This window comes from Neobacillus sp. Fa239 (genome assembly GCF_055395235.1).
The window spans coordinates 2555623-2575525 of sequence record NZ_AP041611.1 but is presented as its reverse complement, the minus strand read 5'-3'; the positions used below and the strand labels follow the sequence as shown (position 1 = coordinate 2575525).

The following is a 19903-nucleotide window of genomic DNA, read 5'->3' as shown; positions in this document are numbered from 1 at the left end:
TTTGAAAATCAGGGTAAAATAAAGACTAGCTTAAAAATCAAAAGGCTAGTCTTTTTTATTTTTTCTAATTGTACTAACCTTTTATTTCATACAAAAAGCTGGCTATTGTAGCGGGCTCTTATTGAACTAACCTGCCACGTTCGTATTATAAGGTTAGCCAGAATGCTAAATATTTCTGGTTGACCTTATTTATTTTGGTCCTATTATATCAGTAGCCAGGGTAGAACGTAACTGCCCGTGGGGCTTCGACCCCGTCAACTAAACCGTTCGCCCCCTACTTGTAGAAACATGATTGAGGCTGGTTGGGACTTAGATCTCGTATAACAAGCGAAGCTGTGACACTGCATGGAGGAATTAGGGGTACTGGCAAATTACTAGTTTAGGAGGAGGATTTAGAATGAATCCAGTCGTTGGTCTGGATATTTCAAAAGGGGAAAGTCAAGTTCAAGCGTTTTTAGATAAAGGCAAACCATACCGAAAGAGTTTTAAAGTATCCCATACTGTTGAGGGGCTTAGTTATCTTGTAACGTTTCTGGAGGATGTGAAAAATGAGTCTGGTAAGAAACCCTCAGTAATTCTAGAAGCTACAGGGCATTATCAAACTCCTGTTGTTCATTACTTGGAAGAACGAGGATATTTATTGATTATTATCAATCCATTGATTTCATACAAAGCAAGGGGGTTCAAGTTTAAGAAAAGTAAAGATAGATGCCTATCTTCTTTGTGAATTGTTTTATAAAGAAGAGTTAGAGCCTTATAAAAAGCGTGGTGTCCAATTATTAAATCTTCGTAATCTTACTAGACAACATGAAAATATTACTGGAGTCACTATACAAACGAAGCTTCAATTTCAGGCTATTCTTGAACAAGTGTTTCCAGAATATAAAGGAGTTTTTGGCGATTTATATTCTGTGGTATCACTCTTAACGCTTTCAGAATTCCCCTCTTCCGAGGACATTATTAAAGCGAGTGAGGGAACAATTAGAGACAAGATATTTGAATTATGTAAAAGCCGATCAATTAGGTGGGCAACAGAAAAAGCAATTAAACTGAAAGCTGCGGCAGATCGAAATCCATTTGAAAAGGCAATTTATCAAAGTCATATTTTAAGCCTCGGTATGTACATTAATATGATTCTTCAATACAAAGAGCACCTATCAAAGTTGGAGTCGGAGATAGATGCCCTCGCTAAAGAAATTGAAGAATATAATATTATCAAATCTATCCCAGGTATCGGAGAAAAAATCGCGGCAACGATTATTTCAGAAATTGGGGAGATAGATCGATTTAATGATCCTAAAAAGCTTGTAGCATTCGCAGGAGTGGACCCTAGTGTCTTTGAATCTGGTAAATTTTCTGCCACAAAAAATCGAATCACGAAAAGAGGTTCAAGTAGACTTAGACACGCCTTATATATGGCTGTTCGTTGTGCGATTCGTGATTGCCGTAAAAAGAAAACAACGGATGAAATCATCCCTCGCAACAAGAAAATGCGAGAGTTTTACGACAAGAAACGTGGAGAAGGAAAGCCCTTTAAAGTAGCTGTAATAGCATGTGTAAATAAGCTCTTGCATTGGATATTTGCCCTTTTAAAAAACAAAACGACTTTCCAAGATATAGCGTAGAACCTAAATTAAACTAAATAGCACAAAACCTTCCAATAGTGAAATTAAAGGAAGGTTATTTGGCATGCACATTTTTAGTATATCATGTGTTTTTTAAGATTTTCATTGAAAAATATTGACAAACTATTAGCTGGTTTAGTTAAAGAAGATAGTATAAAGACTTTAAAAATGATCTTGTTAAAACGTGCAAAAAGCAGTGTGATTTCATATGAGAAACACACTGCTTTTATAACTGTTTTTTATAATTGCTTTTTGCTATGCGGGTACCTCAAAAGAGAACTTTTTAACACATTGTTACGGCTTTTTTTGATTGAATATCGAACAAATCAAAATCTCTTATAGAAAAAATAGGAATGTAGTCCATATAGGAACATCATCCAAAAACTTACCGCTACCAATACCAAACTCAAAGCAAACATCCCGACTGCAATACATTTCACAGCATCTATATTTTTCAACTTTTTCCAACCCTATCATCATATCACTGTTACAGTATTATATTATCACGAAAATCAATTAAAGTTTCATGAAAATCAATGGAAAAATCAATGAAACGAAACATTATGCAGAGATTCGATATAGTTCTGGGCGCCTTGAGAGTCAATAGATCCATCCCCTGCTGCCGTCACAATCTGGCGCAGGTGTTTATCCCGAACATCCCTAGCAGCGAAATTGCCAGGAATACTTGAACGACAGCCCTGTTCTTCAACTCTTGCATCCGTTACTTTAAGTGTAATATTTCACAATCTTAGAAAAAAAGGATGTCAATTCATCCCTTTAGTTGACAATCGAGTAGAGGGAAAATAAGTTGATTATTTTCGCCCCTCTCACACCACCGTAGGTACGGTTCCGTATACGGCGGTTCAATTTATATTACAGTGTGTACTTTTAGATAATGTTCTAAAGCAGAGGGAAGTCCCCTCTGCTTTAGTCTTTTGTTTGAGATTGCTCTCTGAACAACCTTCGATAGTCCGATGTACCGATAACCTTTCCGACAGAAAGTTAATCATTTCGCCTCTTCCTCTGGGATCCCCAGTTGAACAAGCGATTTGATTCGTTTCTTTGATACCTTCCATTGCTTCCAGATGATAACTCTAATTCTGGAGCGAAGCTTCTTATCTATCTCAGTCATCGCTTTTTTCATATTCGAGATTCTAAAGTAATTAACCCACCCAATTGTGACTTGTTTTAGTTTTAAGATTCGGTAGTCTAGCGGAACATTCCAATTTCGCTTTGTTAATTTCCGAAGCTTTCGTTGAAATTTTTGTATTGACGTGAGATGGGGCTTTACTTGGTATTTCTCATTCTTAGAATCGTAATAATATCCGAATCCTAAGAATTTCAAATCTTTTGGACGGGAGATTTTACTCTTTTCTACATTGACTATTAACCCTAATTTATTTTCTATAAATCTCACGATTGTTTCCATCACTCTATTCGCTGCTTTCTCACTCTTTACGAAGATGAGGGTGTCATCAGCGTATCTCACGAATTGGAGTCCTCTACTTACTAGTTCCTTATCCAGTTCGTTCAACATAATATTACTCAGCAGTGGGCTTAGGTTTCCTCCTTGCGGAGTTCCAATTGGTGTTTCTTCATATTTTCCATTCACCATAACTCCACTGACAAGATATTTCCTTATTAGGAAAATGACATCTCCATCATCTATGGTATTAGAAATGATTCGCATGAGTTTATCGTGATGGACTGTATCGAAAAATCTTTCAAGGTCAATATCCACAACCCAATCGTATCCATCATTCAGAAATTCCAAGCTTTTAATAATTGCCATATCACAGCTTCTTTTCGGTCTAAAGCCGTAACTGAATTCGCTGAACTGCTTTTCGAATATTGGACTGAGTACTTGATGAATGGCTTGTTGAACTACCCTATCCACTACTGTTGGTATTCCCAATTTGCGCATCTTTCCATTTACTTTTGGGATCTCCACTCTTAAGGCAGCTTGTGGTTGGTATTTTCTTGTTCTGATGCGCTGACGCAGCTCATCTTTATTCTCCCTCAGATATTGTTTCAGTTCATCGACCGTTATTCCATCGACCCCACTAGCACCTTTATTTTTATATACACGCAAGTAGGCTTCATTCATATTTTGATTACTTAGAATCTGTTCTAAAAGTTCCACACTCGTTTCTCCTTCCCTCTCACGTAGTAAGTGATAGCTCCATTTTGGTTAGCTTTTGAGATACGCTCATACTTTCACCATTATTACATTCGGAGTACGTCACTTACGCATCCTTGGTGTTGAAACACTATAAATTGTTCAGCCCTTCATGAACTAACTTTCACTACAATGGCTTCTGCTGACTTCTTGCGATTAACCATTTTCGACTGTACTTCCGTACATCCAAAAGACCTCCCAGGGTAAGACAACTATCTTTACTCTTTTACTCGCCTGATTTACTCTAAAAAGTTACGCACATCTTTTGGACTTTGACTTGTTTGGGAGCCTCTTCCCTTTATAAAGCCTTAGTATCAGATTTCTGTTCGTCGAGCCAAGATTTTATTCCACGCTTCCTTCAGCCCTTACCTCACGGTAAGTACCTTGCGCTTCCTTAGTGGTTGGTCGATGTGTACCCCCACAGTGGACTTTCACCACCTAGATAGTTGCCATGCCTGGCACACCAACAAAAAGAGTTGCCGAAGCAACTCCTAGTTTTACTCTAGCCCAAGTAAATTTAGCAATAACCCATTAAATAAACTTAGCAAACCAAGCTACATAATACGCGGCAGGAATAAATAGTAATTGAGCCAAAACAGTACCCAAAAATTTAGAACTAATCATTGTCAAAGAATAACTTTTTAAATATATATAATTAGTTTGTTTTTTCATTACTCTATCAGCTAATACAGAAGCCTTCGGGTCAATAAACAATGATAATAAAATTGTTGCTATGCCATTTATAATCCCAGAAGACATTGATGCAGCCTGAGAATAATCTTTAGGCACTAACATAGATGCATATATTGAGGATAATACACCAATGGTAAAAACAGCTGAAATGATAACATTAATAACGAAGAGTCTTTTCGGAATAGTCTTCCAGGTAATTCCCTTTAGATATGTAAATCTAGGTAGCCTAAAACACATAAAAAGTTTTCTTATACCATTTCGATTGAATTGATTAGCAAACAGTGCAATTATTGAGCCACTTTGATTTGAAAGTTGAATGATGGCTCTTGAAAAGATATTAATGAAGCTCGGGAACAACAGAATGGCGAACAAAACGCCAATTGAAGTAACACCGATTAAAATTCTATATTGTTCCTCAATGTAGTGTAATTTGTTTATATCTGGTGCCTCTGCAATCAGTTTAGCTGTCAAAGGTTGTTGAATCATCGTAGAAAACCTTGAAACAATCACCAGTGTACTAAACAAGGATAATGCTGTTGCAATTAATTTTACTCGTGATCCTGAAATTCTAGTTGAATAAGCTAATGTTTCAATCATTGTAATTATCAATATGAACAGAGAAATTAATAAGACCTTGCCTGTAATTAGTTCCATAAATAGCCCCTTAAAATAGAGATAGCCATATTATATATTAAATTATTTTGCTTTGGAATATTATTTAGAAGTGCCAAAAATTCTAATAATTTTGATTTCCTTCTTCAAGTAACCTGCTCCTTTAGTTCAATAACAAAAGGGAGCGCCGAAGCAATCCCATCTTTAACATAAGCCCTCGTTCAACAAGAAACCTCTAGCGAAAAAAGGCACTTACAATTTGTTTCTCCGTTTTTTTGATAATGCTCCTAAATAAAGTACAATGAGTAAATAAACAAACCCAAATGTAACAAGCGATGCCATGACGGAAAATCCAAAGTGAGCATTCAACAAATAGACGCTGTAGGTTCCAAACAGCATGAAGGTGTTGTCAATAAAGTTTTGAACAGCGATGGTTTTACCAACTCCAAGCACCTGGTGCCCCTCTTCCTGCAAGGTGGCGTTAAGCGGAATGACATACATCCCGGCAAATACACCAAGACATAGAAGGAGAAGGTAAGTAATAACAAGAGCGATGAGCCCTCCGGCAACAAATGGGAACAGAATGGCAAATACAGCGACCAGCCAACCATAGCGGTTCGCTCGGTAAAACGTCTGGATGCTGGTAAACTTTTTGGCTAATAGAGCACCGATGACAATCCCAATGGCGGTCATTCCTATGATGGCAGTAAACGGGAGACCGCTCTTAATCCCAAGATGTACGGGGATCCATAAAAGAAGCCCGTTTTTAATGACGACACTTATCATCCAAAAGGAGCCGCTCCCGATTAAGGAAAATTTCATACGGAAATGCCGGAAGGCTTCCCTCACATCCCGAAAGAACAGGAACGCTTCTTTTCGGTATTCTAGTTCTTTGTTTCCTTCTTTCGCCGGAATTTTTAAGGCAAGGAGAATCGATAAAATATAAATGGCAAGACAGCACATTTCCCCAAGGGTGGTGTGAGCGGACAAAATGCCTCCCGCCAAGGTTCCCAAAATAATTGCTAGAATGGTTGTACTCTCGATTTTTCCATTGGCGTCCAGGAGTTCGTCCTCGGTCGTGGTTAATTCTTTTAATATTCCGTATTTTGCCGGACCATAAATGGCGGCTCCTATCCCAATGATTCCGTAGCAAAAAGCAGGGTCCACTTTCATGATAAGAAGCAGAATTCCAAGCGCTTTCACGGTATTCCCAACAAAGAGGACTCTTGACTTTTCGTTTCTGTCGGCAAATGTTCCGACAAATGGCGCGAACAAAATATAAGCAAATAGAAAGAACGTTTCGACGAGAAATATATATGGATTGTTGTCGTCATGGGTTTTTAGACTGTTTTTCAACATGAAGGCAATGACCAAAATCGCGGCGCCATCGGTAAAGGCAGATAAAAATTGAGTAAGCAAAAGCGACCGAAACGGTTTTCTCATTGACTATTCCTCCCTATTTCTGCGAATTGTTTTAAACGGACATAATCCGTCTTGCCGCTTCCAAGCAGCGGCAGGTCTTTTATGAAAAGGAGCTGGCTTGGCACCATAAGTGGCGAATACCCTTTTTCTTGAATAAAATGTCGCAGTGTTTCTTTTTCTTGTGCATTTTTCGTCGTGTATAAGAGAATTTTTTCGCCTTTTCGCCCGTCTTGAAGAGAGACGGCAGAAAATCCTTCGTGTATGAAACATTCGCTGGCTATTTGTTCCACCAAATTCAGACTGATCATCTCGCCGCCGATTTTCGCAAATCGCTTCAAACGGGATACAATTTTGATAAATCCGTCCTCGTCTACCTCTACCACATCTCCTGTATCATACCATTCTCCGCATGCTGCGAACCCTGTCTGGTGCAGCAAATACCCTTTCATGACATTCGGACCCTTCACAAAAAGATTTCCGCCGTTCTCGATGCCCTCGACTGACGTGATTTTGTACTCAATCCCAGGGAGAAAGCGACCGACGGTGGTTTTTTTGTAGGCAAGAGGCGTATTAAGCGATAAAATCGGCGAAGTTTCTGTAATCCCGTACCCTTCAAAAATCCGGATGCCGAATTTTTGAAACCATAGGTCGCTCACCTCAGGTTTTAGCCGCTCTGCTCCTGCGAACACATAACGGATCGAAAAAAAGTCATATGGATGGGCAAATCTTCCGTACCCAGACAGGAATGTCGATGTCCCAAAAAGGATGGTTGCATTTCGGTCATAGGCGATTTCCGGAATGACTCGATAGTGCAAAGGGCTTGGATATAAGAACGTTTGCACGCCGAGCAATAACGGTAATAAGGTTCCAGCTGTCAGACCGAAGGAATGAAACATGGGCAACGCATTCATGATTTTATCTTTTGAGGTAAAATCAATGATGCTTCTTGCCTGATAGATATTGGAGTAAATATTTTCATGTGTTAAGACGACACCCTTGGGCGCCGATTCGCTTCCTGAGGTAAAGAGGATGAGTTCATTCTCTTGATAGGTGGATTTCTTTTTTTGAAAATACGCCGTGAACCCTGCCTTCTTATCACTGAAACTTATGCGAAAGAGCGATTCGGTATCGGTTTCTGGATTCCATTCCGTGACGATGGTCTCTTCTTTTTTATCTAAAAAGAGAATCCGTACCTTTTTCTTTTTCAACGCATTAACCAATGGTTCGAACCCTCCTTTTTCGATGAACATCTTTGAGGTAATCACCGTTTTAATATCTGCTGTTTCACAGCAGGTGAGGAGAGTCTGACTGCCTGCGCTGAAATTAAGGATGGCGGGTGTTTTCCCTATCCGGAATAAAGAGAAAAGGAGGACGACGTGAGCGTTCGAATTCGGCATGAGCAAGCCGACCCGGCGGTCCTTATCTACTAGTTTCACGAGCTTTTCACTCAGGACATACGTGTTTAAAAGCAAATTTTTATAGGTTGCGACGCCGCTTAGATCTTCCGATATCCTAAGTGTAGATCCATGTTTCTTAGTAGCCGTCAGCAATTCATTGAATAAGTTGATGTTGTTCTTTTGCTGAATCTGGAAGCGACCATTCTGCAGAACATGCAAAATGGCGTCTGTCGCCTTTTCTTTTTGTTTTTTTATCGGGATATTTTCCATTTTCGGTATGGTGAATGGTTGGTCGATCAAAAGTTTTACTTTGGGGAAAGGAACGGTTTTGTTTAAATGGTTTAAATAGGAAAATTCACTTCGGTCGAGTCCATCAATTGTGACAGGAATCAATTTCGCTCCTGTTTTGATGGCGATGTAGCCAACACCTTGATAGATTTTCATTAATCCTCCGGTGAGGGTGATTCTGCCTTCCGGGAAAATGACGAGGGATTTCCCGTTTTTCAGCATTTTCACCATATCCCTGACGGCATAAGGATTTAATGGGTCTACAGTGATGATATTTCTGCCCTTAAATATCCGTGTATATTTTTTTGCTATGTCGGTATTCGAGACGAAATACACATCGTCCTTCGGCAGATTTTGGAGAAGAATGACGGCATCTACCAAGGATGTGTGATTGGGAATGATGATGCTTGGTTCCGTAATCGACAAATGTTCTCTTCCGACGATCACTGTCTTAAATAATGGATTGACGAGTGATAAAAGTACATCCGCCAGTTGTATCATGAGATTCCCCCTTCTCTTTAATTATACTGAAAATTCATGGAATTCATTTTTAAAAAAAGCGCAAAATTCGCAGTCTTTTAAATGGAATTTAATTCCTTTCAACGGATTATTTTGCATCAAAAATAAGGAGGGGTTTGATGAAACTGTGTTTTCATAATTTTTTCTAATTGGGTATTTTGACGTCCTTGTGGGAGGATTGCTAGGTTTCATATTCATCATTTGCAGTAGAAAGGACTTCATCAGAGCAGACTGCACCTACTTTTTGGGGATGTCGTCCACTTCTCTTCCTCCTTTTACAATTTTTGTTATTATTTTTCATTTTGAACAGACAAGCTATCAACGATTTTCTTTTGTTTTCTTCTAATTTTATTCTCTGGATCGGGAGAGAACATCTCCTCTAAACTAGTAGAGTAGAAGAGAACCTCTCTACCTTACGGTAGATTGTGTAGATGTAGCATCATATGAACGAATTACAAATCCTTTTTCAAAAGAATAATAACCTTCATGAACTTTATTTTTGTAAACGATATGCTCACCATTTCTTAGTTTCATACTGTATCTACTCTCTTTCCTTCCAAATACTTTCCTTGTACGATAAATTGAAGCTGTAGTTCCATATCCAAATATTGAAGCAATTATTACAAATAGGGACTGAATAAATGTAATTCGAAGCTCATAATACATTACAATCGCTGAATAAACTCCTAAGAAAATTCCATTAAGAAAACTATTTCTAATTATTTTTTAGTGTAATCTCCGCCATCTACTACAATTAGTGTATATTTACTGTAGTCAAAGTCACCATTAACACTTGTTATCGTTGGTGTACTAGTGGCAGGAACGCTCGGACTGACTACGCTTTCACTAGTCGTCTTTTCCGCTTCATCGTCAGGTGTACTTTTTTTGCTTTCAACAGTGGCTGCTTTCTTGTTGCTTACTTCTTGAGTTTTATTTTTTTGGCATTTTCCTCTTTGCTAGTTGCTTCATTTGATGAACAAGCTGAAAGGAAAACTAATAAAAACGCCATAAATAAGTAGGTTAATTTCTTCATAAATTGTCCCCTTTTTGTAAACATTTGTAGAAATACCAATACTATTATACTGCTAAAATACTTCAAAAAAGGAATAAATTTATATTCCCCATATGATAATCCTTCATGTTATTAAGCTAGTTATGGTAAAACTCCTTATTCCATTAAACTGTCCTTTAGCTGAATAAGAACCACCGTTTCAATTTCGTGAAACAGGTCAATAATTCCTGAAAAAAAGAATTTTTTGGGAGAGATGAACTTGTTCTTATCTCAAGTTTGGGACACGTATGAATCTGATAAACGTATTGAAGGTTTTTCTCCGCAAAAATTAAAAGCATATAAACTACAGTCCAGCTTACTTATACGCTTTTTTAATGATGTTCAACTTGATACGATCACTACGGATCAATTAAAAGCTTATTTAGCAAAATCAAGTGAAAGCCTCAAGCCTGCTAGTTTGGCTCATCGAATTCGTTTTATGAAATCATTATTTCGATGGTCTCATGAAGAAGGACATATCCCGAAAAATCCTGCTGCTAAAATAAAAGAGCCTAAAACCGGAAAACGAATCCCTAAATTTTTGAACGAAATGGAAATTGAACATTTACGTGAAGCCTGTTACAGCCCTATGGAAAAAGCTTTGTTTGAATTTATGTTTTCCACCGGATGCCGAATAGGAGAAATTGTTTCCTTAGATAGAAACAGGATTAATTGGTCAAACCGTTCCGCCGTCATAAGATGTAAAGGCGATAAGGAACGTGAAGTCTATTTTAATATCCGCAGTGAAATTTGGTTAAAACGATATCTGGATAATCGTTTAGACCGGGATCCTGCTATTTTTGTCACTGAACGTGATCCCCATCGAATGAGCATCGCCCAGATGCGTTACATTATTAAACGCATTTCCAATCGCGCCAGCATCAGCAAAGATATTCATCCACACCAACTTAGGCACAGCTATGCTACCCACCTATTGAATAATGGAGCTCCTCATGATGTTATTCAAAGCTTATTAGGTCATGAAAAAAGTGAAACGACCCGGATATATGCCCAGCTAAGCGGGAGTATCAGGCAGGAATTATATAGGAAATATTTTTAACATTAAAATAAGCAACGCAATCGCGTTGCTTTATTACACTATTGCTACCCGTTATGAAGGAAGAGACTTAGTATCGGAGGTAGTACCAATAATATTATTGAAATGATTATAAGTATTTTTGATACTTTTTTTTGGAGTTTTTTTCGACTTTTCCCAATAAACCAAGTAGACCATCACATAGTAAACTGCAAATGATTAAAATATAGAACAAAAAATAAAATTAGAATCGCTAATTGCACCATCCAGCCATATTTATCGATATTTTCGATGTTACCTAAATTTGAGTAAATAAATCGTAAAAAAGTCCCTAAGGAAAATTCAAAATACACGAAAAATACAATAATAAGGGCTCTGGTGCAAAAACAATGATCCGTAAGTAATTTCTTAAACTTGGATATACTGACACTATTAATCTAATAAAGGATGTGTATCAGTATGAAAAAGCTAGTAGAATTCAAATGGAAACATTATCAGCCTGACATTATTTTGTTAACGGTTAGATGGTACCTTCGATATGGCCTCAGTTTTCGTGATTTAGTCGAAATGATGGAGGAATGTGGCTTATCCATGGCTCACACCACGATCATACGTTGGGTCCATCAATATGGACCTGAATTAGATAAGAGAGTTCGCTTTCACCTTAAGAAAACAAACGATTCTTGGCGAGTAGATGAGACCTATATCAAGGTAAAAGACAATGGATGTACTTGTATCGTGCAGTAGATTCCGAAGGAAACACTCTTGATTTTTATCTAAGTGAATCAAGAGATAAACAAGTAGCCAAGCGCTTTCTTAAGAAAGCCTTGAATTTTTCGCATGTTTCAAGACCGCGTGTCATAACGGTAGAAAAAACCCAGCCTATCCTGTAGCCATTCAGGAGTTAAAAGAAGAAAAACAGATACTAGAAGGCATCCAAATAAGGCGAATAAAATACCTAAACAACATCGTAGAACAGGATCATCGGTTCCTTAAAAAACGAGTCAGTTCTATGTTAGGGTTTAAATCTTTTGAGACAGCTACGTCCATTCTTTCAGGAATAGAAGCTATGCATATGATAAAAAAAGAACAGATTGATTTACGGGATCAGTCTGTCCAAAATCAGAAAGAATTCATACATCAATTGTTCAGACTTGCAGCATAAGGGACGAGTCCGTTAGGAATAGATACGTTTTATTCTTTTTTATTTTATTTTCGCACCAGAACCGTTTATTTTAGATAGATTATATTATTTTCCTCAAATGTTGCTTTGAAATAAAGTTTGATCAAATATACCCACACAAACCCGTATTTTACGGTAAATAAGAAAAATCCATTTTGAAAAAAAGATTGATCAAAATGGATTCTTCTTAAGCATATTTAAGTTTCGGTTTTATAAAAAAGTTTGATCATTTTCTACCTTCGATCCTAACAATAGCGACCGATTGCTGAAGATCAAGATATTGTTCATAATTGCTGCCTTTAGCTTGTTGAATTAACGAGACCCGTTTGTCCTTTTCGTGTGTAGCATAACACCTTCCAATTGGTCCGAAGAAGACTATTAATGTTCAAGTAATTTAAATGCGGTATGAATGAACATTTCAACCCCTTTTTCTAATGCATCCTCATCAATTGTAAACTGAGGATGATGGAGTGGATTGACTATTCCTTTCTTTTCATTTCCCGCACCCACCCAGAAGTACGTTCCCGGTGTTTTTTGTTGAAAAGCAGAGAAGTCATCACTAGCCATAATCGGCCTTCTATGCTCAAGGGCTTCATGACCAAACACTTCACATATTGTTTCCTCAATTACTTTCGTTACATGTTCGTCGTTAACAACAGGGGCATATCCAAAAATATATTTAAACTCATATGTTGCACCGTGTGCTTCCGTGATACCTTTAATCAATTTTTCCAATTTTACCTTCATAACTTTACGTAAATCAGGATTTAATAATCGTATTGAACCACCTATCTGAACTGATTTGGGTAGTACATTGAGATTTGTGCCTCCATTAATCTGAGTAACTGAAATAACAGCGTTTTCAAGAGGGTCAGTCCCCCTTGAGATAATGTGCTGTATGTTTGAAACAACTTGTGTGGCAATGGCAATGCTATCAATAGTCTGATGAGGTAACGCTGCATGCCCGCCTTTGCCATGGATAGTGCATATAAAATTATCCGATGAAGCTGTCATAGGACCATAAATGATTCCAATTTTACCGACCTCAAGTTGAGGTAAAAGGTGAAGTCCGATGATGTAATCTACACCCTCCATTACTCCTGTAGTTACCATCTCCTGGGCACCTCCCGGATGTGATTCCTCGGCATGTTGGAACAGAAAACGTACCTCACCCATGATTCGCTCTGATAGACTTGCAAGAATTTTCGCAGTTCCTAATAATATGGCCGTATGCCCATCATGTCCACAGGCATGCATAATACCAGGGATTTTCGAAACAAATTCAAACGTATTTTCTTCTTGGATAGGCAGTGCATCCATATCAGCCCGGATGGCCAAGATTTTCCCAGGTCGTTTCCCAATCAGACGAGCCATTACACTAGTTTTGGTTGGTCGAGAAACCTCTAATCCACCGAACGACTGAAGTGTATCATAAACGAACTTAGACGTTTTTTCTTCATGGAAAGATAACTCTGGATTTTGATGAAGAAAACGTCTCCATTTGACCACATCATATTTCACGTGGTTAACAAGGTCACTTAGTGTTTGCATTGTTTCCGTTTTCATAAGTACTCCTTCCGTATTCAAATCTCTAGTAAAGAACAATTTCCCTCTTTTTATTGTCCTATTTCTGATCCAATTTGATGAACGATATCTTTTTGGTTTTTCAACAAACGTTTCATTGGATAGTAGTAAAGAATCGATGAGATTATTAAACCCACAATCCAAGCCACATCCGCTCCGCCCATTGCCTTAGCAATCGGTCCTACAAAAATTGAAGTGTTGGCGAACGGTACTTCCACAAGAGAACCGACAATATAAGAAGTGATTGCAATCCAATTAAATCTGCCGTACTGACCGTTGACGTCAAATATATCTTTAACGTCGTATTCACTTTTACGCAAGAAATAAAAGTCTATTAGATTAATTGCTGTCCACGGCACCATAAAATACATTAGTAGAGTCAAGAAATTTGAAAAGTTATGCAAAAAATTGCTTTGTGCCCAGATTGGAATTGCTGTACAAACAACTACTACACATAGCATCAGCCAAAATCGAACTTTTGGTGTTCCGCGAAGTTTAGTAAAGGGCTCCAACGTACTTATTAGAGACATGAAAGCTCCATAGAAACCGATCGGAGTAGCAGAAATAGTACCAAGAATGATTATCACATTAATTACAATTGAGAAATGGGAACCGACAACCATCGAAAGTCCTTTCGTTGGTTCATCCGAAAAGTTTGGAATTAAAACTGCCAATAACGCTCCAAGGGACATCATCCAAATACTACTAATTACAGTCCCAGCATAAGTATAAAAAAATGTCTTTCCGACGGGTGTGTCTTTTGGTAAATAACGGGAATAATCAGCAACATATGGAGCATAAGTAAGCTGCCATGTTGCCATTATGCTGACTACTAATAGAAAATTTGCAGCATTAAAATGACCAAGTGACCAACTATGAGCTGGCATATGCATTTTCAATGCTAAGCATGTAACTACAAAAAACACAACAGTAAAGACAATCGAAAGATACCGATTTATAGCATGAATCAGTTTATATCCATAAAGAGCAATCACAAAGGCGATACAATTGCTAATCACAATTGCGAGTGATAATGGCATGGGTAAAATGTGTGTAACGGCTTGAGCATTAAGCACTGCTCCAGTTGAAGAAAACCCAATGTACATAATCAGCACTAGGACGAGAGGGAGAATAGCTCCTATTACACCAAATTGGGCACGACTTTGGATCATTTGGGGAATACCCAATTGGGGACCTTGTGCAGAATGATAAGCCATAAAAACCGCGCCAATTAGGTTGCCGATAACAATTGCTACTATGCTCCAAAATAGATTTAATCCCAAAACCACTGCTAATGCTCCTACTACTAGGGAAACAATTTGCATATTTTGGCTAAACCAAATAGTAAATAAACTTTTAGGATTTCCATACCGCTCATTTTCAGGAATAAAGTCAATGCTATGTTTTTCTACTTTCATACTTTTTACTCCTCTCATCTCTCTAAAGAATTTTGATCATTGTATAAACTTAGTACCTCTCAATAACTCTGTACCAGATCATTAATATCTGTATAAGTGTTCTTTATTCCTATATTTTAATGGAAATATACCGCTATCAGTCTTGAAATCGCACTAAAATTATCAACAATAAACTTACTTTATTTCTTCATCACTTTTAAATTTGAGGTTTCATTAAGTGAAGTTGAGCTTTCGGAAATTGATAACCTATATTCTTGAAACCTTTTATATGCATCGCGGACAGCCGAAATTATAGACTTTTTCCCAGTAGCAAAGTATCGACGTTCAATACTTAATATAGGAGCATCTATCCCGTCATTTAAAATATTGTGACCTATTAATAATGAAGCAATGAATTCTCTCCCTTTCTCTGTTACAAGAGTGCTTGATGCATCAATGATTTCACCTGAAGGGTCAATCTCTAATCCGATAGATATAACACCAATCATTTCTTTCCCTGGAACACCTTCCGGAAGCCGAGCGTGGCCTACACACACAATAGAATAATAGTTATTTTGGTCCATTTGACTTTCTCCTCCTAATGGTATTAATAATAATTTAAAGAGCTTACAAACATGCTAGTAAGGAATTTTATCAATCGGCAACGTTAAAAGCCCAATATTGAAAAAACCACATCCTAGTAAGAAAAAACAAAAAGCGATGGCAAATCCCCAAATAAATTACTGGGAATCCGCCATCGCTATCATAAGGGGCTACCTTATGGGAATGACAAATCAGCAAACCAAATATTCTGAAATTAATAATATCATTGTTAAAATACAAAGTCAATATGATTTAACAGCGAATATGATAATTTAAAAGTGTTTCTAATCATCTTTTAATAAGAAATCGAAATTTCCAGAAACATATCCAACTCTTATTAATGGTTAAATTTTTTCATGATAAATGAGATAAGAAAAATATCCCATGAGTCGGCGTTACTTATGATATACTGAAATGGAATATTTTTCATAATTTAATAGATAAGGAGTATCAAAAATGAAAAAAATAACTTCGCTTTTTGTAAGTGTTTGTTTGCTCACACTATTCTTAGCATTTAACTCGACTGAAGCTCAAGCCGCAAGCTATGACAAAGCCTACGCAGCAAAAACTCTTTATGTTAAATCCTCTCCAGGCTCATCGTATAAAACATTGGGGAAAATTAAAACGGGTACAACCGTGTACATATATGGTGGTGTTCCCGTTGGTAAGGATCAAGGAAACTGGTATTCTTATCAGCAATATGGCTTCTCCAAAATAAAATACAACGGCAAATTTGCTTATGTCAAAACGGACGACCTAAAGTTTACCAGTCCATATAATTGGGCACCCGGAGTAGAATCTGCTGTGATTAAAAGTGTTTATGCCAATCATTATGTTACAAAACACGATAAGATAAAATTAGTGAAATTGGCTGGCTCCAGCACTCATGGACATCCAGGCTTTTACACGATGTATGTACAGCAAAATGGAAAAGGCAAATGGTTTGAGCTTGTCACGATTAACTGCAAAACTGGTTGGTATCACGGCTAATTTTTAATTTGTGCTATTTAACACCATATAAATGAAGGAGTGTAAAATCAATGAAGAACGTTCTAACTAATACAATGATTTTAGCTTCTTAGTACTCTTGATAGACGCAATTCTGTTACCGTTGATATAATAGAATCTGTATGAATAAAAGGGAGGAAATAAAATGAAAAAGTGGGTAAGTGCCCTCTTATTGTCGATTTCCTTGATAACAGAAATCAGCGGCCCGAACTTAGAAGTTTCGGCAGCGACGCATCAGACGTATGTCCAAATTAAAAACCCGGCTGCAAGAAACAGTACGGAGACGTTAACAGCAAAAGTTTCGCCGAATTCAACCGCGTACATAGCCGTTCATTACAAAAGTGGTCTAAGCAAAGCGAAGGGTTTAGGACCCAAGCGCTCTAATTCTAAAGGGTATGTCTCTTGGTCGTGGCATGTGGGCAGAAACACGACGATCGGTACTGTTCCTGTCACCGTGATATGCAAAGGTCACACCGCCACCACAAAGTTCAGGGTGGTTCACTAGAAATATTGAAACCCACCGCTGCGCTAATCAAAATCGTTATCTTCCAAAAACAGGGCAATCATTTGTCCTGTTTTTGCATCAATTCTCTCACTTCCTCTTTATCCTTCAGCAAGCGCGATGCTCCTAATCATTTAACTTCAATATGAATGGCTGCCGTTTTTGGCAGCTTGCTCTTCATGAATCGGCCCTGTTAGCGGAATTAGGAAACCTTAATAATTCTCTTCAATTTGCTTTATTGCTTGATTCAAAGCCTGAGAAATTTTTTTAGCATAATCTAAATTTAACCATATTTCTGTGTCTCCATTTTGTAACTCCGACACAGCAATTCCAATCTCTTTGTTCCTAAATAAACTTACAATAATAAGACTTTCATCTTCCTTGTCTTGATTTATCCTCAAAGTTATTATTTCTTTGCGTTCTTGTGTCACCAAATCACCTCATTTGACGATAACAATCGTAATATTCAATGCCGATAATTATAAATCCTTCCTCAAGTAACCTGCTACCGATTGTTGAAACCGTTGCTGTTTTTTGTTTAGTTCGAGTGCGTTCTATTCTTTTATCCAAAGCCTGTTCAACTAGAACACTTAATCACTTGTAACATCCTGTAAATTCACAAATGGAAATTTTTTAAAATTTCTAGTTTCTCCATTGAAAATTGGAATTCATTGTTTATAATGAAGCGAAAATTTTATTAACAGTTCCATTTGACTACTGGAGGGATAAAATTGAGCTTCAAACTAGTGAATGTTGTTAAATTGAAGGAAAAAAAGCCCAACACCACTTTTGTTCCCAGTGAGTTGGTGATCCGCGAATTAAAAAAAGGTGATCAGGTCAAATTGAATTTTGTAACCGATTCATTGGAAGGAGGATATGGCTGTGAAGAGTTATGGGTGGTGATTTCAAAAAGAAAGTGGAACCTTTTTACTGGAACTCTTATAAACCAGCCGAAAAAAATAAAATGCTTGGTAATGGGACAAAAGATTTCTTTTGGTGCGGAACATATTTGTCATACTGAATTTGTTGATGGCGCATTTCTTCAAATAAATAATTACATTCAAATTCGTCTTGAGCCAAATGATTGTACAACTGCTACAACAGAAGTTGAATATTTGATTGAATTTGAAAATGATTATTTATCATTTGTGATTGATGAACATGACCCAGAGGAACTTAAAATTAATATGAAATCATAATCAACAGAACCACCAGCCGGATTGGCTGGTGGTTCTTTCATTTTATAAAAAGGTTTTTAAATCGTATCAAATTAAAATTCAGCTTGATATTCCTTGTTGCCTTGCTGCATGCTTTCGCTGACTTCTTCCAACATATCAAATAGTTGGTCTCAATCAATCAATTTCACATTATGCCTTTTAGCTAACACTATAGCGTTTTCGGTAAAATATGAATTTGTAATTACATATGCTTCATCACATTTATAAACAAACTTTCCAGAAAAAACTTCCTGGACTGCTTTATTTGAAATTTTGGCTTTGTACCTCTTACATTGTATCGCTATTTTTTTACCGTTTTTCTTTGCAGTTATGTCTACGCATTCATCACCAGAAGCCTTGGTGGTTTGAACATTGTCATAACCGCTTTTTTCAAGTAAATTTTGTACGAAATTTTCAAATTGTACTCCTGGCATTTTATCAATTTCTTCAAATGAATAGCTCAATTTTTTTTTTTTATTCGTGCTTGTTCCATTCTCCAACTTGAAACGATTGATGATTCATTATTTACAATCTCTTCTGCACTTTGTACATAATTTAAATCTTTTGTTAATTCTGTTCTATGATCAATATATTGTTTTTTTAATGAATCACCTTTATTTCCAACCAAATAACCAACAACAATTATGATTCCACTTGGCACTAATGCTTCGAGCCAGCCCCATAAAAACAAGAAAAATATATATCCCCAAATACCAAGGTTATAACAAATGAGATTAATTTTCTCACAAAATTTTCCTGTTTTTCCATATTTATTATAAGCCTGATTGTTTGCTTCATTATATTTTGAATAATAAATTTCCTGTGCAGGTTTGATTTTCTCTTCTAAGCATTTATTACAATTCAATTCGACTCTATTTTTTTCCATATTAAAAGATTCATATACTGCCGAATCGTATGAATTACTGTAACCAACCAGCTCACCATGTTCGGGACAATACATTTGTAATTTTCTTGATGGTTGAACATAATTATTGGTTTTCTTTTTATAACTCCGATTTCGATGATAAAATCCCATTTTTACCAATCCTCCCTAATTAATATTACCATTTTTAGCCAATCCAAATGACAGTAAATTTTTATATTTTTAGTCATAAGAAGTTTGAAATTATTCGGCAAATATTGGTTAATCGGTTGATATCACATCCTAATAGGAGGAAAGACAAATGAAAAAGAAATTAATCGTAGCAATCGTAGTATGTTTATCTAGCATTGGTGGAGGATGGACATTTGCAGCTAATTCTTAGATAATTCACCAATTCATTATAAGACATCTTACCAGCGAGATATGGAATACAATTAGCAAGCAATTAAAACAAATTGAAGAAATTGAGCAGAATATCAAGGATGGAATTAATTTATGGGGGAATTGATGACATGATAAGAAAAGATTTAGCTTTAGCGGTATCAATAGGAGATAACTAATGCGAATCAATAGTGTTATCTAAAGCATTGGGTTAATCCTTATAATGATTGATGGCATGTTTTCCCCTCACCTCAAGGGTATTGTATTGAGAATTTTTCCAAAGTAAATCAACGAAAGGAAAAATTTTTATTAGTTATCCCTGA

At 36.9% G+C, this 19903-nt stretch carries 14 protein-coding genes and 3 pseudogenes; 6 read left to right on the top strand and 11 right to left on the bottom strand.

Going from position 1 to position 19903, the window contains the following annotated elements; all coding sequences use genetic code 11:
* The first annotated feature begins 397 nt into the window (after positions 1–397).
* A pseudogene (locus ACZ5XR_RS12375) lies at positions 398–1625 on the top strand (IS110 family RNA-guided transposase).
* A 545-nt stretch (positions 1626–2170) separates the two neighbouring features.
* Here the strand turns inward: ACZ5XR_RS12375 and ACZ5XR_RS12370 are convergent.
* The 5 genes and pseudogenes from ACZ5XR_RS12370 to ACZ5XR_RS12350 form a co-directional block, all read right to left on the bottom strand.
* Positions 2171–2314 (bottom strand): annotated as a pseudogene (locus tag ACZ5XR_RS12370) (thioredoxin-disulfide reductase); the annotation flags it as partial.
* Between the two features lie 317 nt (positions 2315–2631).
* Positions 2632–3768, bottom strand: a complete 1137-nt coding sequence (gene ltrA, locus ACZ5XR_RS12365; protein ID WP_464501935.1) for a group II intron reverse transcriptase/maturase — start codon at positions 3766–3768, stop codon at positions 2632–2634.
* A gap of 567 nt (positions 3769–4335) precedes the next feature.
* Positions 4336–5151: a lipid II flippase Amj family protein gene (locus tag ACZ5XR_RS12360; RefSeq protein WP_464501934.1), complete on the bottom strand. Its 816-nt coding sequence runs from the start codon at positions 5149–5151 to the stop codon at positions 4336–4338.
* A 210-nt stretch (positions 5152–5361) separates the two neighbouring features.
* Positions 5362–6552, bottom strand: coding sequence for a lysophospholipid transporter LplT (gene lplT / locus ACZ5XR_RS12355; protein ID WP_464501933.1), 1191 nt, complete (start codon positions 6550–6552; stop codon positions 5362–5364).
* A complete protein-coding gene (locus ACZ5XR_RS12350) occupies positions 6549–8717 on the bottom strand; it encodes an AMP-binding protein (RefSeq protein ID WP_464501932.1) in 2169 nt (722 codons plus the stop codon). Before ACZ5XR_RS12350 ends, lplT begins: the two co-directional genes overlap by 4 nt.
* A gap of 1289 nt (positions 8718–10006) precedes the next feature.
* Between ACZ5XR_RS12350 and ACZ5XR_RS12345 the strand changes: the two genes are divergently transcribed.
* Positions 10007–10846 (top strand): tyrosine-type recombinase/integrase, encoded by an 840-nt coding sequence (locus tag ACZ5XR_RS12345; RefSeq protein ID WP_464501931.1) that lies wholly within the window; start codon positions 10007–10009, stop codon positions 10844–10846.
* Positions 10847–11281: 435 nt separating this feature from the next.
* Positions 11282–11987 (top strand): annotated as a pseudogene (locus ACZ5XR_RS12340) (IS6 family transposase).
* A gap of 396 nt (positions 11988–12383) precedes the next feature.
* On the opposite strand, the gene ACZ5XR_RS12335 reads toward ACZ5XR_RS12340, so the two are convergent.
* The 3 genes from ACZ5XR_RS12335 to ACZ5XR_RS12325 form a co-directional block, all read right to left on the bottom strand.
* Positions 12384–13571 (bottom strand): amidohydrolase, encoded by a 1188-nt coding sequence (locus ACZ5XR_RS12335; protein ID WP_464501930.1) that lies wholly within the window; start codon positions 13569–13571, stop codon positions 12384–12386.
* A gap of 50 nt (positions 13572–13621) precedes the next feature.
* Entirely contained in the window at positions 13622–15007 is a 1386-nt protein-coding gene (locus ACZ5XR_RS12330) for a purine-cytosine permease family protein (RefSeq protein ID WP_464501929.1), read from the bottom strand.
* A gap of 179 nt (positions 15008–15186) precedes the next feature.
* Positions 15187–15570, bottom strand: a complete 384-nt coding sequence (locus ACZ5XR_RS12325; protein ID WP_464501928.1) for a DUF3870 domain-containing protein — start codon at positions 15568–15570, stop codon at positions 15187–15189.
* Between the two features lie 475 nt (positions 15571–16045).
* Between ACZ5XR_RS12325 and ACZ5XR_RS12320 the strand changes: the two genes are divergently transcribed.
* Together ACZ5XR_RS12320 and ACZ5XR_RS12315 are read left to right on the top strand one after the other, a co-directional pair.
* Positions 16046–16579 (top strand): cell division site-positioning protein MapZ family protein, encoded by a 534-nt coding sequence (locus tag ACZ5XR_RS12320; RefSeq protein ID WP_464501927.1) that lies wholly within the window; start codon positions 16046–16048, stop codon positions 16577–16579.
* A 163-nt stretch (positions 16580–16742) separates the two neighbouring features.
* Complete coding sequence (locus tag ACZ5XR_RS12315; protein ID WP_464501926.1) at positions 16743–17102, top strand: hypothetical protein; 360 nt, start codon at positions 16743–16745, stop codon at positions 17100–17102.
* Positions 17103–17311: 209 nt separating this feature from the next.
* On the opposite strand, the gene ACZ5XR_RS12310 is transcribed toward ACZ5XR_RS12315, so the two are convergent.
* A complete protein-coding gene (locus ACZ5XR_RS12310; protein WP_464501925.1) occupies positions 17312–17530 on the bottom strand; it encodes a hypothetical protein in 219 nt (72 codons plus the stop codon).
* Between the two features lie 300 nt (positions 17531–17830).
* Between ACZ5XR_RS12310 and ACZ5XR_RS12305 the strand changes: the two genes are divergently transcribed.
* Positions 17831–18298, top strand: a complete 468-nt coding sequence (locus ACZ5XR_RS12305) for a hypothetical protein (RefSeq protein ID WP_464501924.1) — start codon at positions 17831–17833, stop codon at positions 18296–18298.
* A gap of 149 nt (positions 18299–18447) precedes the next feature.
* On the opposite strand, the gene ACZ5XR_RS12300 is transcribed toward ACZ5XR_RS12305, so the two are convergent.
* The gene (locus tag ACZ5XR_RS12300) at positions 18448–18750 is read right to left on the bottom strand and encodes a restriction endonuclease (RefSeq protein ID WP_464501923.1); all 303 of its coding nucleotides are present in this window, start codon (positions 18748–18750) and stop codon (positions 18448–18450) included.
* Between the two features lie 26 nt (positions 18751–18776).
* The gene (locus ACZ5XR_RS12295; RefSeq protein WP_464501922.1) at positions 18777–19352 is read right to left on the bottom strand and encodes a hypothetical protein; all 576 of its coding nucleotides are present in this window, start codon (positions 19350–19352) and stop codon (positions 18777–18779) included.
* Positions 19353–19903: the final 551 nt, after the last annotated feature.

Excerpts from the sequence above, each read along its gene's own strand:
- ACZ5XR_RS12360 (WP_464501934.1), bottom strand. The coding sequence starts at position 5,151 with ATGGAACTAATTACAGGCAAGGTCTTATTAATTTCTCTGTTCATATTG.
- lplT (WP_464501933.1), bottom strand. The coding sequence starts at position 6,552 with ATGAGAAAACCGTTTCGGTCGCTTTTGCTTACTCAATTTTTATCTGCC.
- ACZ5XR_RS12350 (WP_464501932.1), bottom strand. The coding sequence starts at position 8,717 with ATGATACAACTGGCGGATGTACTTTTATCACTCGTCAATCCATTATTT.
- ACZ5XR_RS12335 (WP_464501930.1), bottom strand. The coding sequence starts at position 13,571 with ATGAAAACGGAAACAATGCAAACACTAAGTGACCTTGTTAACCACGTG.
- ACZ5XR_RS12330 (WP_464501929.1), bottom strand. The coding sequence starts at position 15,007 with ATGAAAGTAGAAAAACATAGCATTGACTTTATTCCTGAAAATGAGCGG.
- ACZ5XR_RS12325 (WP_464501928.1), bottom strand. The coding sequence starts at position 15,570 with ATGGACCAAAATAACTATTATTCTATTGTGTGTGTAGGCCACGCTCGG.
- ACZ5XR_RS12320 (WP_464501927.1), top strand. The coding sequence starts at position 16,046 with ATGAAAAAAATAACTTCGCTTTTTGTAAGTGTTTGTTTGCTCACACTA.
- ACZ5XR_RS12315 (WP_464501926.1), top strand. The coding sequence starts at position 16,743 with ATGAAAAAGTGGGTAAGTGCCCTCTTATTGTCGATTTCCTTGATAACA.
- ACZ5XR_RS12300 (WP_464501923.1), bottom strand. The coding sequence starts at position 18,750 with ATGCCAGGAGTACAATTTGAAAATTTCGTACAAAATTTACTTGAAAAA.
- ACZ5XR_RS12295 (WP_464501922.1), bottom strand. The coding sequence starts at position 19,352 with ATGGGATTTTATCATCGAAATCGGAGTTATAAAAAGAAAACCAATAAT.